Source organism: Actinomadura sp. BRA 177, from assembly GCF_013372625.1.
Classification (GTDB): domain Bacteria; phylum Actinomycetota; class Actinomycetes; order Streptosporangiales; family Streptosporangiaceae; genus Spirillospora.
The window spans coordinates 1-13,137 of sequence record NZ_JABXFD010000686.1 but is presented as its reverse complement, the minus strand read 5'-3'; the positions used below and the strand labels follow the sequence as shown (position 1 = coordinate 13,137).

The following is a 13,137-nucleotide window of genomic DNA, read 5'->3' as shown; positions in this document are numbered from 1 at the left end:
TTTTCTCGTTGTTTGTGTTTTGCGTGATCCGGGTTCCAGCGAGACCTACCCTATCTTCTTCGTCGGCAGCGTCAGATGTGTATAAGGGACAGGGCGCGGGGCGGCGTTTCGGCGGCGGCGGGCGACTGGACGATGGGGCGTGTTGGTGCGCCCGGTGGGATGGGGGCGCCCGGCGGCTGGACGGGCGTGCCCTCCCGGGGTGTGGCCCTGGGCAGGCCGCCGGCGGGCGTGTGCCTGATGTCGTCCGGACGGCGCGGGGCTCCCGGTCCCGTGTCCACCATCAGGCCTCCCATGTCCGCGTGCGGCTCCCCCGTGGACCACACTTACCGCAATCCACCATATTTTGGCGCAATTGGACCCAGGGTCTACAGCCGCCCCCAGAGTCTCGCGAGATGCGACAAATCCGGTTCGGACTCTTGTCACTTGGCCCACAACGCCGGCCCGCCCGGTCAGGACGGGGGGTCCACCAAGGTACCCATAAGGTCGACCACCCCCGCCGGGCCGTCCACCACCAGGTCCGCCCGCTCGGCGAGCGCCGTGACCTCCGCGGACCCGCTGCACACCAGCACGCCCGGCACGCCTTCCGCGCGCAGCGACTCGACGGCGTCGAACGCGGCCAGGTCGCCCAGGTCGTCCCCCGCGAACAGCACAGCGGACGGACGGGCCGGAAGGTCGTCGATGAACGAGCGCAGCGCCTGCCCCTTGTCCATGCCGTGCGGGCGCAGTTCCAGGACGAGGCGTCCAGGCTCGACGGTGAGCCCGGTCCGTTCGGCGAGTGCGGCGAGGATGCTGCGGAGGCGTTCCAGCGCGACCTCCGGCTCGGCGCAGCGCCGGGTGTGCACGGCAAGCGCCTGCCCCTTGTCCTCGACGAAGGTCTCGGGCGGGGCGCCGGCCGCCGCGAGGACGCCGGGGAGCTTCGCGCGGGCCTCGGCGACGCCCGGCGGCGGCTCGGGCTCGGTCAGCACGCCGGACTCCCAGCGTTCGAGCCCGTACTGCCCGAGGACGACGAGCCCGTCGATGCCCTCGAAGCCGCCGTACTCGACGGCCACGGCGGCGGGACGTCCCGTGACGATCACCAGCGCGCCGACCAGCGGGGCCAGCCGGGCGAGCGCGGGGGCCGCGCCGGGATGGGCCCGGGCCGAGGCCGGATCGTCCACGATGGGCGCGAGCGTGCCGTCGAAGTCGAAGCCGAGCACGGCCCCGGCCGGGTTCTTGCGGATCGCGTCGAGGCCGCCGGCGGCCGTCGCGGAGCGGGGAGAAGTCACGTGCCCCAGTGTGCTGGGGTCACGGCCGGATGCCGAGTCGGCGCGCGGCGCGGCTGCGTTGCCGCTGTGACCGCATCCGGCGGAGGCGCTTGACGAGCATGGGGTCGCACTCGAGCGCCTCGGGTCGGTCGATCAGGATGTTGAGGAGCTGGTAGTACCGCGTCGCCGACATGTCGAACAGTTCGCGGATGGCCTGCTCCTTGGCTCCGGCGTACTTCCACCACTGCCGCTCGAAGGCGAGGATCTGCCGGTCGCGTTCGGAGAGCAGCTCGGTGGTGAAGGCGGCGTCGTCGGCGCCGCCCTCGTCGTCTTCGGTCAGGGGTCTCGGGGGTCGGCCATCGTCCATGCTTCCGTCCAGTGGGGGGACGTCACCGCGGGGGCCGTCGGGGGCGTTCGCCGCTCGCATCAGGTCCCCTCTGTGGTTACTGATCCCGGCTCGTCCGGGTTCGGGCGGGTGCCATGCTACGCGTCCGGGCCGACAAGTTCCGGTGGTTCACGGGGAACGGACGCCGGTGGTCCAGTGCATCACATCCCGCTTCACCTGGGGCTCTTTCGCGCCGTGTGTCCCATCGCGAACGGCAGTCCCGCGGGTCCCGGACGTGTGCACACTACATGCGTTAGAGTGAGGAGTTCGCAACGTCCGGCGTCCGACACGCGAACGGAGACCTTGCATGGCGACGGAGACCCCCGCCACGGGACGGCCCGCCGAGCCGGACGCAGCGGTGCCGCCCGAACCGCGGGCCGACCCCGCCCTCACCGACATCGCGGCGGCGCTGTTCCATCTGCGCCGGGTCTGGGCCAAGCCCGACCTCATGAAGCGGATCCGCGCCCAGACGTCCGCCGGCCCGGACGGACGGCCGCTGCAGCTCTCCAACCTCATGGTGGTCAACGCGATCGCCGCCCTCACGACGGCCGGCGAGAAGCCGGAATGCGCCGCCCGCCCCCGCGAGGTGACGGTCGGCGCCGTCGCGGAACGGCTGGAGATCGACCCGTCCACCGCGAGCCGGCTGGTCGGCCACGCCATCGACGCCGGGCTGGTGTCGCGCCGCCCGTCCCCGATCGACGCGCGCCGCGCCAACCTCGGGCTGACCGAGGCCGGGCTGCGCGTCAAGCGGGTCGCCGACCGGTCCCGCCGCGCCTACCTCGACGCCCTCCTGGCCGGCTGGACGGCGGACGAGCGCGCCGAGTTCGCCCTGCTGCTCACCCGCTTCGCCGACGCGGCCGCCCGAGCACCGGAGTACTCGGACGGCATCGGCCGGATCTTCGAGGAAGCCGCCGCCGACCGACCCCCGCGCTGAGGCGGTCAGTCGCCGTTGCGGAGGGTGGACATGCGCATGAGGTACTCGTCCTCGTCGATCTCGCCGCGCGCGAAGCGCTCGGCGAGGACCGCGCGCGCCTTGGCCATCGGGTCTGCCGCCGCCGCGGCCGCCGTGGCGCCCGCGTTCATCCGGCGGCGGATCAGGTAGAAGACCGTTCCCAGCACGGCCAGCCAGAACAGCCCGAACGTGATCGGGAAGACCGGCCAGAAGGCGGGCGCGTCCCCGTCGTGCCAGCCGCCCGGGTGCATCGCCACGGCCTGCGTCGCCAACGTCGTCAACATGGTTCATCGACCCTTCCTGTGTGCGGATACGTCGATGCTCGGCGACGGGTACGGGGTGCCACATCGGCCGGCCGGAGGCACTCGCGCTACGCCCGGCGGAGTACCGCGATCACCACCAGGGCGGCCGGTAGTCCTCGTCCTCGGCGGGACGGGCGTGCCGCGAGCGCCCGTCGCCAGGCTCGTCCGCCGGGTGGACGGGCCCGGGCGGCGGTTCCGGATCGGCGGCCGCCGTGTCGTCCACGGGAGGTACGGGCGGCGGCGGCGCGTCGCCGGGCGGTTCCGGGGATACCTCGGGAAGCGGAGCGGTCGTGCCCGGGTCGGGCAGGTCGAGGGCGCCGCGCCGGAACGCCTCCCAGTCGTCGTCATCGAGGGGCGGCGCGTCGTCCGCGGCGCCGTTCGGGTCGGCGGCGTGGCGGCCGTTGGCCGGGCCGTGCCCGTTGAGCAGGTCGTGCCCGTTGCCGGACGCGTGCCCGTTCGATGCGAAGTCGCCGGGGACGAACGGACGCAGCTCGTGCGGCGGCATCATCGGCGTCTGTTTCGGCTCGATGGGCGGCGGCAGCGGTTCCTCACCGGCACCCGCGGCCCAGGACGAAGGCGCGGGCTCCGGTTCCGCGGCTTCCGGCGGGAGGTCCAGGGGCGGGCCCTGGTACGCCTGCGTGTTCTGCCATAGCGGCACGTTGACCGGCGCCATCCCGGGCTCCCCCGCGGCTGCGACGGAGGCGGGTTCGCGCGCCGTGGCGGGCTCGGACGGCAGGCCGTACTCCGGGACGTCCTCGGCCTCCTCGACGTCATCCTCCGGGCGGCGCCGCTGCCGCCAGCCGAGCACGAGCCCGAGGACGACGAGCAGCCCGCCGCCGCCGAGGACGAGCGGCAGCAGGACGCCGGAGTCCCGCTCGGGGGACGCGGCCACCGGCGCCGGCGTCGCGGCGGGAGAAGGCGGCGGCGTCTCCACCGGCCCGCTGGACGTCTTGTTGATCGTGTGCGCGGCGTACAGCGTGCGCAGCGCGTCGACCGTCCCGCGGCAGGTGGGCGAGCCGGTCGGGCGGCCGCGGCGGGCCGGGGAGCCCTGGATGAGCGCCTGCCTGACCTCGGCCGGGGTCAGCTTCGGGTAGCGGGAGCGGACGAGCGCGGCGACCCCGGCGACCATCGCCGACGACGCGCTCGTGCCCGTCCCGACGACGTAGCCGCCGCTGGCGTCGGCGCTGACGATGTCGACGCCGGGCGCGCAGAGGGCCGCGTGGGAGCGCCGGTTGCTGTCCTTCCAGAGGCGCAGCCGGCGGTCGAGGGCGCCGACGGCGATCACGCCCGGGTACGCGGCGGGGAAGTTCTTGCGGTTGGCGCCGGATCCGTCGTTGCCGGCGGAGGCGATCAGCACGACGCCCTTGGACAGCGCGTACTTGATCGCCTTCTCCTGCGCCGGGGTGCCGTTGTAGAACTGGCGCCCGCCGCCGAGCGACATGTTGATGATGCCGGCGCCGTGGTCGACCGCGTAGCGGATGCCCTGGGCGACGGCGTCGCGCTCGCCGTTCTCGGGCTGCTGCTGGCCGTTGTCGCGCCGCAGCGGGTCGTCGTTCTCCAGCGTGACGCGCACGGACAGGACGTGGCTGAGCGGCGCGACGCCCAGCATCCCCTGCGCCTGCCCGGGGCCGTGCCCGTGGCCCGAGATGATGCTGGCCATGGACGTCCCGTGCAGGCCCCAGTAGCGGGTGCCGGGGCGCCGCACGCCGCCGGTGAGGTCCGGGCCGCCGACGACGTGGCCGGTGAGGTCGGGATGGTTCGCGTCGACGCCCGTGTCGAGGACGGCGACGGTGACGCCGCGTCCCTTGGAGTACTTCCAGGCCTTCTGGGCGTGCAGGGCCTTCAGGTGCCACTCGCGTCCGCGGATCTGGTCGGCCCGCGCGTTGACCAGCGTCCCGGCCGCCGCGCCGCGGACGGCCTGGTGTGCCGGGCGCTCGCCGCCGGAGATCATCGCCGCGGGCACGGCCACGGCGGCGCCGAGCGTGAGGACGGTGAGGGCCGCGGTCGTCCGGGCACCGAGCCGGTGCGGGGACCAGGCCGGTCGGGTACGCCCCGGACGGCGTCGACCGGCTTCGGACACGCCGCCGCACCTCCCTCCGGCACACCCGCCGTGCTCCACGGCGGGTGACATTCTGCCACGCGAAACGCGTCCGGCCCGGACACTCGGCACATTAGGGCACGACCCCGGACGCTGTGGATCTTCCCTCCGGCCCTTCCCCGCCAGGCGTTGCGTACTCATCGGTAACCCGGCGGACGGACCGAATGTTAACCCGCCCACACCCCCCGGCGGAACGCGTCAGTGGGCGCCGGCGCCCGTGAGGGCGCGGACCGAGAGGTCGTCGTAGCGTTCGGCGTCGGCCTTGTCGCGTCCGAGCAGGGTTCCGGCGACCGCGCACGCGAACCCGATCGGGATCGACACGAGGCCCGGGTTCTCCAGCGGGAACAGGTGGAAGTCGACGCCCGCCGGGAACAGCGACAGGCTCGCGCCCGTCACCGGGTCGACCTTCCCGGACACGACGGGCGAGAGGAACACCAGCACCAGCGAGCCGGCCAGCCCGCCGTAGATCCCGGCGACGACCCCGGCGGAGTTGAACCGCCGCCAGAACAGCGACAGCACGATCACCGGGACGTTCGCCGACGCCGCCATCGCGAACGCCAGCGCCACCAGGAACGCCACGTTCTGGTTCCGCGCCACCACCGCGAGGACGATCGCCAGCGTGCCGACGAGGAAGGACGCGAACCGCGCGACCGCCACCTCCTGCGACTCGCGCGGCCGGCCCAGCATCAGCACCTGGCCGAAGTAGTCGTGCGCGAGCGACGCCGACGACGCCAGCACCAGCCCCGACACGACCGCGAGGATCGTCGCGAACGCCACCGCGCCGATGAACGCCAGCAGGACGTCCCCGCCGAGGTGCCCGCCGATGTGCTCGCCGACGGCCTGGGCGAGCTGCGGCGCGGCGGTGTTGCCGGACGGGTCCTGCGCGACGATCGCCTGCCGTCCGACCAGGGCGGCCGCGCCGAAGCCGAGCGCGAGCGTCATCAGGTAGAAGACGCCGACGAGGCCGATCGCCCAGGACACCGACGTCCGGGCGGCGCGCCCGTCCGGGACGGCGAAGAACCGGCTGACGATGTGCGGCAGGCCGGCGGTGCCGAGCACCAGCGCGAGCGCCAGGCTGATGAAGTCCAGCTTGTTCACGATCGTCTGGTACGCGTCACCGGGGACGTCCTGCCCGTAGCGCTGGCCGGGACGCAGGAACGCCTCGCCCTTCCCGCTCGCGTCGGCGGCCGAGCCGAGCAGCGCGCTGACGTCGAACCCGAACCGGCCGAGGACGAGCGCGGTCAGCACGACCGCCCCGGCCATCAGCAGCGCGGACTTGATGATCTGCACCCAGGTGGTCGCCTTCATCCCGCCGAACGCCACATAGAAGATCATCAGCGCGCCCACGACGACGATCGTGACGGTCTTCGCCGTACCGGCGTCCATGCCCAGGAACCGCTCACCGCGGTGGATTCCCAGCAGTAACGACACCAGCGCCCCGGCCCCGACCATCTGGGCGAGCAGGTAGAACACCGACACCGTCACGGTGGACACGGCCGCGGCCCGCCGGACCGGCGCCTGCCGCCGCACCCGCCGCGCCAGGACGTCCCCCATCGTGAACCGGCCCGCGTTGCGCACCATCTCGACCAGCAGCAGCGCGAGCAGCCACGCCACTAAGAAGCCGATCGAGTACAGGAACCCGTCGTAGCCGTTCAGCGCGATGATCCCGGCGATGCCGAGGAAGGACGCGGCCGACATGTAGTCGCCGGCGAGCGCGACCCCGTTCTGCGCGCCGGAGAACGTCCGGCCGCCCGCGTAGAAGTCGTCGGCGCCCCGCGTGTTCACCCGCGCCCAGATCGTGATGCCGAGCGTGATCAGGATGAACGCGACGAAGAGCCCGAACGTCAGCGTCCGGCCCGTCACCGCAGCTCACCGGCCAGCGGGTCGAGCCGCCGCCGCGCGTACGCCAGGTACCCGCAGGCGAGCGCGAACGTCGAGACGAACTGCAGCAGGCCGAGCAGCAGCGCGACGTTGACGTGCCCGGCGACCGTCCGCGCCATGAACCCCCGGGCGAACGCGGACAGCCCGACATAGACGAAATACCACCCCAGAAAGACGGCCGCGAGCACCGCCGCGGCCCGCCGGAATCTCCTCCTGAGCAGCAGGAACCTCTCGTACCCCGCCACCGGCGCAAGTCCCCCCACCATCTGGCCTCCCCATGACCGGACGTGACTCTCCGCATCGATTCGAGTGCACTATGAGATCAAAGATTCATCCCCGGCGACCCCTTTTTGACGAGATGCGGACGAAGCGGTCTCCGTCGCGGGCCGGGACGATCCGGCCGTGACATGACCAGCATTTGCTGGCATGGTTCTCCCATGAAGCGCGCACTGACCCAGATGGCCCTGATCCTGTCCAGCGCGACGGCGATCACGGCGACGTCCGCCACCGCGATGGCCGCGCCGGCCGCCGCGCAGGCGCCGGCCGGAGAGTGGCGCCGGATCGGGCTGCCCTTCCTCTGGCCCAACGCGGCCTTGGCGGACGTCTCGGCGGTCAGCCCGTCCGATGTGTGGGTGGGCGGCATGCAAGGCGCCTTCTGCATCCCGCAGATCGCCTCGTGGGGCTGCTACGCGAAGAGCGACGGCAACCCGGTCGTCCGCCGCTGGACCGGTTCGGGCTGGCAGGAGTACGCGCTGCCCGGCTGGAGCGGCAACGGCCCGATCACCGGGGTCGGCACGGCGGCGTCCGACGACGTCTGGGTGTCCTCGCAGGGCTACGTCGAGCAGGCGCGCTACCTGGCCCACTTCGACGGCACCGCCTTCACCAAGGTCGAGCCGCCGGTGCCGGACACCTCGTTCAAGGTCTTCGCGGGAGCCGCCGGCACCTGGATCTCGACCTCCGGCACCGCGCCGCTCTACCGCCGGGCGTCCGGCGGCTGGCAGCCCGTCCAGGGCACCGGCATCGCCTCCGTCACGGATGTGCGGGCGCGGACGGCCACCGACGCGTGGGCCGTTGGACGCGGGACCAACGACCGCGCCGCCGTGGCCCACTGGGACGGCCAGTCCTGGCAGCCGGTCGACTACCCGAACGACACCCACACGCTGCACCGCGTCCTGCCGGTCTCCGCCACCGACGTCTGGGTTTCCGTGGGCGGCGCCGACTACGTGACCCACTGGAACGGTTCCACCTGGTCACAGGTGGACCTGCCGAGCGGGGTCACGTCCGTCGATCTCGTCGTGGACGGTTCGGGCACCGTGTGGGCGGGCGGCCAGGAATGGGTCACGGTCGACGGCTACTCCAAGCGCAGGCCCGTCCTGCTGTCGTATGCCGGCGGAATCTGGCAGCGCACGCCCGTGTCCATGCCGTGGGGCGCGGACGAGATGGCCGTCGCCGAACTGTCCACGGTGCCCGGGACGGGTGCCCTGTGGCTGGTCGCCAACTCTTCGACCGGTCCCGTCGTCCTCACGAAGGACTGACCCGGGGCCGCTGGTCAGCGCGGGGCGCGGCGCTGGTGGTTGCGGCGGGCACGGAAGCTCGCGACGAGCGCGACGCCGAGTATCGCGAGGCCGACCTGGAAGGCCAGCTCGATCCAGTCGATCCCCGAGGTCGTCCGCACGCCGACGATCTGCGCGATGCCCGTGCCGATGAGCGCCGCGATGATGCCGACGATCACGGTCAGGATGACGCCGATCGGCTGGCGGCCGGGCAGCAGCAGCCGGCCGAGCGCCCCGATGATGGCTCCGATGATGATCGCCGAGATGATCCCCGTAATGTTCATGCCGCCCCTGTGCCCGTTCAGGACGGCCTCTCACCTGCACTGATGCCCGCCGTCCCGCCGCGCCGCGGCGACCATGACGGCAACGCCGCCGGCGCGCGGGCGGTCGCTACCTCCGCGAGACTCGCATGGGGACCGCACCGGCCGGCCGATACGTGATTTCCGCCCGCCACGGGATGGTCACGCCCGGCACCAGGTCCAGCCGGTGAGTGCGGCTGATGGTCGCCAGTACAAGCGTCGCCTCCAGCATCGCGAATCCGGCGCCGACACAGATACGCCTACCTCCTCCGAACGGCAGATACGCATATCGGGGACGTTGCTGCTCCCCCATGAAGCGTTCCGGCTGGAAGCCCTCGGGATTGGGCCAGATGTCGGCGTTCCGGTGAATCAGATAAGGCGGGACGGCGATGGTGGATCCGGCGGGGATCGGCACTCCAGCGACATCATCGTCCTCGACCGCGTCACGTTCGATCGTCCAGGCCGGTGGATAAAGCCGCATGGCCTCGGAAAGGACGGCCTTCGTCCACGGCAGGTCATCGACGTCCTCGGCTTTCGGTTCCCGGCCGCCGAGAACCTCGTCCACCTCGTTCTCCAGGCGTTCCCTGGCCGCCGGATACCTGGACAGCAGCATCAGCGTCCACGCCAGCGAGGACGCGGTGGTCTCGTGCCCGGCGAGCAGCAGCGTCAGAACCTCGTCCCGGAGTTCTTCGGCATCGAGTTCGCCGCGCTCTTTGAGCAGATTCACCATTTCCCCGCCGCCGGAACCTTCGACGACCCTGCGCACCAGTCCGTCCAGGTGGGTGAGCGCACCCCCGAGCCCCGGCACCCGCCGGTAGAGCCCGCGTTTCGCCATCGCGCCCGGCAGGAACGTCCCGATGACAGCGCCCCGCTGCAGCGCCTCCAGCGCCTGCCCGGTCTTGCGCGCCTCCCCGGCCAGCTCACTACCGAAAAGCGCCCGCCCGACGATGTCCAGGGTGAGCTTTCGCAGTTCTCTCGCCGCGTCGAGCGTCACTCCGTCGGGCCAACGCTCAACGCCTTTGACCGCCGCCTCAACTATCTCCGGCCCGAAGCCGACGACATGCCGCTGCGAGAACACCGGCTGCACCAGCCGCCGATGCCGCCGCCAGACATCACCCTCGCTCGTCAGCAGCCCGTCCCCGAGAACGGCCCGCAACGGCCTGTAGGTGAACGCCTTCACATAGTTGTCCTGGTTGGCCACCAGCACGCGCTCCGCATGCTCGGGCCGCGACAGCAGAAAGAACGCCCGCCGCCTCCCGAACGGCACCCGAACGGCATCCCCGTACCGCCGCGAGAGCCCCACGTACGTCTCCAGCGGATTCCGAGCCATCCGCCCCCACCACCGGAGAGCCTCAGAGTTCCCCGGCCCGGCAACACCCAACGCACCCATACCCCCACCGTAAAACCACCCCGCCAGACCCCGCCCCTGGGGCCACCTCCGGCCATGGCCCGCGAAAACCGCCCTTTGCCTCCCGGCGAATTGCGATGACCTCTCTACGGACGCAGGCGGTAGCCGGTTCCGCGGACGGTTTCGAAACGGTCAGCACCGAGTTTGCGGCGCAGGTAGCGGACATACACGTCCACGACATTCGAGCCGGGGTCGAAGTCGAAGCCCCACACGTGCGCCAGCAGTTGCTCACGCGTCAGCACCTGGTCGGGGTTGCGGCAGAACATTTCGGCGAGGGCGAACTCGCGCGCGGTGAGCTCGACCGTCCGTCCGGGCACGTGGGCTCGCCGCGTGCGCAGGTCAAGGGCCAGGTCGCCGACCTGGAGCAGTGTGGGCTCGGGGGTCCGGTCGGCGCGAAGCCGGAGCCGCACCCGGGCGAGCAGTTCCTCGAAGGCGAACGGCTTGGCGATGTAGTCGTCGGCGCCTCCCTCCAGGCCGGCCACGGTGTCGCCCACACCGTCGCGCGCGGTGAGGATGATGACGGGCAGCGTGACGCGTTCCTGGCGGAGCCGGCGCAGCACGGTGAACCCGTCCCGCAGCGGCAGGCCGATGTCCAGGATCATCAGATCGAACGCGCCGCCGCGCGCCTGCTCGTACGCGGCGACGCCGTCGGCGGCCACCACGGTGCCGAATCCGGCGGCCCCCAGGCCCTTTTCCAGGAAGGACGTGATGCGCGGCTCGTCCTCGGCGATCAGGATCCGGCTCATGCGCCCTCCTTGCCGGCGGGCACGGGGACGTCCTGACGCAGCGGCAATTCCAGCTGACGCAGCGGCAATTCCAGCTGACGCAGCGGCAATTCCAGGACGAAGCGGGCACCCCCGCCCGGCGGATGCTCGACCCTCGCACTGCCGCCATGCGCACGGGCGATCGAGGCGACGATGGCGAGCCCGAGACCGGCCCCATCCGTCGGCCGTGGCCCCGTGCCCGCGCGGACGAACCGGTCGAAAATACGACGCGCGTCCGCCTCATCGACCCCCGGCCCGGTGTCGCACACCCAGAGCAGCACCGTGTAAGCGCGCACCGCTGTACCGATTTCGATGGTGTCGCCCTCACCGGTATGCCTCACTGCATTGGCCGCCAGCTGCATGAGCGCCTGCGTGAGCCGTTGCCGGTCGGCGACCATCCGCACCTCCGCCACCTCACCGACCCGCCACCGGCGTGGTGCCAGTCCGCGCGCTTTGGCGACCGTTTCGACGGTGAGATCCGCCAGGTCTGTCTCGTCCAACGCGAGGAAGTCCGGGCGTTCGGCCTTGGCGAGGACGAGGAGGTCCTCCACGATGCGGCTCATCCGGTCGAGTTCGTCCAGCAGCAGTTCCCGCGTCTCCGCCCGCTCGCGCGGGTCGTCGCCCATCAACTCCAGGTGCCCGCGGATCACCGTGAGCGGCGTCCGCAACTCGTGCCCGGCGTCGTCGACGAACCGGCGCTGCGTCGCGAACGCCGCCTCCAGGCGGTCGAGCATCACGTTGAAGGTGGCGGCCAGCGCGGCGACATCATCGGTGCCGCGCACCTCCAGACGCCGGGAGAGATCGGATGACCCGCCGATCCGCTCAGCTGCCTGCCGCACCAGCCGCAACGGCGCCAGCACCCGCCCGGCGACCAGCCAGCCGGCCATTCCCGCGGCGGCGAGTGCGCCGAACGCCGTCACCCCGAGCACCTGAGTCGTCTCGATCTCCTCGTCCCGCTGCAAATCACGGAACTCGACGATGACGAGCGCGCCGCGCGCGGGATCCCCCACCATCCGGACCGGCAGGACGGCGTACCGGACGCGTCCCGCCGCGCTGTCCGCCCACCCATCGACCGGACGTTCGGCGCTCGCGATCCGCGCGACGAACGCGGCGTCACGGTCGAGCCTCGCCGGCGGCGGGTAAGGGCTACGCCGGTCAGCCCGGCCGTCAATGACGGTGAAGAACGTCTCATCATCGTCCGGCAGGTTCTGCGCGAGGTACGCGGTGAGCAGCGTCCGGACGTCCCGTACCGAACGCCCGCTCGCCCGTTCGACGCCGCCGTTCGCGTACTCGCGGAGCTTCGTGGCCTCGTGCCCGAGTTCATCGTTGATCCGCTCGTCTAACCGCGCCGACAGCACCGACCAGGTGAGGATCACCGACCCGGCCAGCGCCAGGGCGACGAGGAGCAACATCCAGCCGACGATGCGGGCCCGGGCGCTGATGCCGTACGACCTACGCTCAGTCGTCGGCATCGTCATCGATCTCGTCGTCGTCATCGCTGCTTGGAGGACGCGGCGCCGGAACGGGCCGCACGGTCTTCCTCGGCGCAGGGCTCACCGTCCTGGACGGCGTGCCCGACCCGGACGCGGGCGGCGAAACCAGCACAACGTCGCCGAGGCGTAGCGGGGCACTTGTCTGAGCGTGCGCGAACCCAGCGGCAAGGCCGAGAGTGACCAGAGCCGCCACGCCCACGCCGGCGATCGCCGCACGGGTGGCCATGCGCCCACTATCTCCCGGAGGCACGCCTCACACGACGCGTTATGAATGAGAACCCTCTCATTCAAATGAGAAGCCTCTCACGGTGCTCTCACCCGCCAACCCCTGACACCGCCCGCTACGCCGCTACTTCCCAGAGCCCACGATCGTGAGCCGAAGATAACCGCTGCCAGTCCAAGCCTGCCAGGACTTGAAAGCACTGCCCGACGGTTCGACCACGATCCGGACGACTTCCCCAGGGGCCACGCTGAAGGTAAGCGCAGGACTGCCACTCCAGTCGATACGAGCCCGCACCTCATGAGCCCCAGGCGCCACCTCGAAGCCGACCTCGCCGCCCCGCTTGATCTTGCCGAGCGCAGCCCCGTCCACAACGAGGCGGTAGGCCCGCAAGAGATCACGAGAGCCCCACCTAGTGCCGTAGCAGGCAACGTTTGCCCTGTAACCGCTTGAGGCGTCAGCTCGTGCTGAGTGGTGTGCTGGCCTCGGCATCGAGCTGGTGGTCCGCCCAGATGTAGCTTTCGGGAAGCAGGTCGGT

At 71.7% G+C, this 13,137-nt stretch carries 13 protein-coding genes; 2 read left to right on the top strand and 11 right to left on the bottom strand.

The window, feature by feature from the left end:
- Positions 1-449: 449 nt before the first annotated feature.
- Together otsB and HUX53_RS38090 are read right to left on the bottom strand one after the other, a co-directional pair.
- Entirely contained in the window at positions 450-1,265 is an 816-nt protein-coding gene (gene otsB / locus HUX53_RS38095; protein WP_176408127.1) for a trehalose-phosphatase, read from the bottom strand.
- A gap of 19 nt (positions 1,266-1,284) precedes the next feature.
- Positions 1,285-1,611, bottom strand: a complete 327-nt coding sequence (locus tag HUX53_RS38090; protein ID WP_176408126.1) for a DUF3263 domain-containing protein — start codon at positions 1,609-1,611, stop codon at positions 1,285-1,287.
- Positions 1,612-1,936: 325 nt separating this feature from the next.
- On the opposite strand from HUX53_RS38090, the gene HUX53_RS38085 reads away from it, so the two are divergent.
- Positions 1,937-2,563: a MarR family winged helix-turn-helix transcriptional regulator gene (locus HUX53_RS38085; protein ID WP_176408125.1), complete on the top strand. Its 627-nt coding sequence runs from the start codon at positions 1,937-1,939 to the stop codon at positions 2,561-2,563.
- Positions 2,564-2,568: 5 nt separating this feature from the next.
- On the opposite strand, the gene HUX53_RS38080 is transcribed toward HUX53_RS38085, so the two are convergent.
- From HUX53_RS38080 to HUX53_RS38065, 4 genes are all read right to left on the bottom strand, one after another.
- On the bottom strand, positions 2,569-2,865 hold the full coding sequence (locus HUX53_RS38080; RefSeq protein ID WP_217920380.1) for an SHOCT domain-containing protein: 297 nt from the start codon (positions 2,863-2,865) through the stop codon (positions 2,569-2,571).
- A gap of 109 nt (positions 2,866-2,974) precedes the next feature.
- Positions 2,975-4,963 carry a S8 family serine peptidase gene (locus HUX53_RS38075; protein ID WP_176408124.1) on the bottom strand — a complete coding sequence of 663 codons (1,989 nt, stop codon included), beginning with the start codon at positions 4,961-4,963 and terminating at the stop codon, positions 2,975-2,977.
- Between the two features lie 216 nt (positions 4,964-5,179).
- The gene (locus HUX53_RS38070) at positions 5,180-6,844 is read right to left on the bottom strand and encodes a cation acetate symporter (protein ID WP_176408123.1); all 1,665 of its coding nucleotides are present in this window, start codon (positions 6,842-6,844) and stop codon (positions 5,180-5,182) included.
- Positions 6,841-7,128, bottom strand: a complete 288-nt coding sequence (locus HUX53_RS38065) for a DUF485 domain-containing protein (protein ID WP_176408122.1) — start codon at positions 7,126-7,128, stop codon at positions 6,841-6,843. Before HUX53_RS38065 ends, HUX53_RS38070 begins: the two co-directional genes overlap by 4 nt.
- 171 nt (positions 7,129-7,299) lie before the next feature.
- Between HUX53_RS38065 and HUX53_RS38060 the strand changes: the two genes are divergently transcribed.
- The gene (locus HUX53_RS38060; protein ID WP_176408121.1) at positions 7,300-8,397 is read left to right on the top strand and encodes a hypothetical protein; all 1,098 of its coding nucleotides are present in this window, start codon (positions 7,300-7,302) and stop codon (positions 8,395-8,397) included.
- A 14-nt stretch (positions 8,398-8,411) separates the two neighbouring features.
- Here the strand turns inward: HUX53_RS38060 and HUX53_RS38055 are convergent, their stop codons facing one another.
- From HUX53_RS38055 to HUX53_RS38035, 5 genes are all read right to left on the bottom strand, one after another.
- Positions 8,412-8,699 carry a GlsB/YeaQ/YmgE family stress response membrane protein gene (locus HUX53_RS38055; RefSeq protein WP_176408120.1) on the bottom strand — a complete coding sequence of 96 codons (288 nt, stop codon included), beginning with the start codon at positions 8,697-8,699 and terminating at the stop codon, positions 8,412-8,414.
- 106 nt (positions 8,700-8,805) lie between these two features.
- Positions 8,806-10,044 (bottom strand): cytochrome P450, encoded by a 1,239-nt coding sequence (locus HUX53_RS38050; RefSeq protein ID WP_176408119.1) that lies wholly within the window; start codon positions 10,042-10,044, stop codon positions 8,806-8,808.
- A 164-nt stretch (positions 10,045-10,208) separates the two neighbouring features.
- Positions 10,209-10,868, bottom strand: coding sequence for a response regulator transcription factor (locus HUX53_RS38045; protein ID WP_176408118.1), 660 nt, complete (start codon positions 10,866-10,868; stop codon positions 10,209-10,211).
- Positions 10,865-12,358 (bottom strand): cell wall metabolism sensor histidine kinase WalK, encoded by a 1,494-nt coding sequence (locus HUX53_RS38040; protein WP_217920379.1) that lies wholly within the window; start codon positions 12,356-12,358, stop codon positions 10,865-10,867. The genes HUX53_RS38045 and HUX53_RS38040 overlap by 4 nt, the downstream gene beginning before the upstream one ends.
- Positions 12,345-12,605 (bottom strand): hypothetical protein, encoded by a 261-nt coding sequence (locus HUX53_RS38035; RefSeq protein ID WP_176408117.1) that lies wholly within the window; start codon positions 12,603-12,605, stop codon positions 12,345-12,347. Before HUX53_RS38035 ends, HUX53_RS38040 begins: the two co-directional genes overlap by 14 nt.
- Between the last annotated feature and the right edge of the window lie 532 nt (positions 12,606-13,137).

Coding starts and splice junctions, on each gene's coding strand:
- HUX53_RS38090 (WP_176408126.1), bottom strand. CDS start 1,611: ATGGACGATGGCCGACCCCCGAGACCCCTGACCGAAGACGACGAGGGC.
- HUX53_RS38085 (WP_176408125.1), top strand. CDS start 1,937: ATGGCGACGGAGACCCCCGCCACGGGACGGCCCGCCGAGCCGGACGCA.
- HUX53_RS38080 (WP_217920380.1), bottom strand. CDS start 2,865: ATGTTGACGACGTTGGCGACGCAGGCCGTGGCGATGCACCCGGGCGGC.
- HUX53_RS38065 (WP_176408122.1), bottom strand. CDS start 7,128: ATGGTGGGGGGACTTGCGCCGGTGGCGGGGTACGAGAGGTTCCTGCTG.
- HUX53_RS38060 (WP_176408121.1), top strand. CDS start 7,300: ATGAAGCGCGCACTGACCCAGATGGCCCTGATCCTGTCCAGCGCGACG.
- HUX53_RS38055 (WP_176408120.1), bottom strand. CDS start 8,699: ATGAACATTACGGGGATCATCTCGGCGATCATCATCGGAGCCATCATC.
- HUX53_RS38050 (WP_176408119.1), bottom strand. CDS start 10,044: ATGGCTCGGAATCCGCTGGAGACGTACGTGGGGCTCTCGCGGCGGTAC.
- HUX53_RS38045 (WP_176408118.1), bottom strand. CDS start 10,868: ATGAGCCGGATCCTGATCGCCGAGGACGAGCCGCGCATCACGTCCTTC.
- HUX53_RS38040 (WP_217920379.1), bottom strand. CDS start 12,358: ATGCCGACGACTGAGCGTAGGTCGTACGGCATCAGCGCCCGGGCCCGC.
- HUX53_RS38035 (WP_176408117.1), bottom strand. CDS start 12,605: ATGGCCACCCGTGCGGCGATCGCCGGCGTGGGCGTGGCGGCTCTGGTC.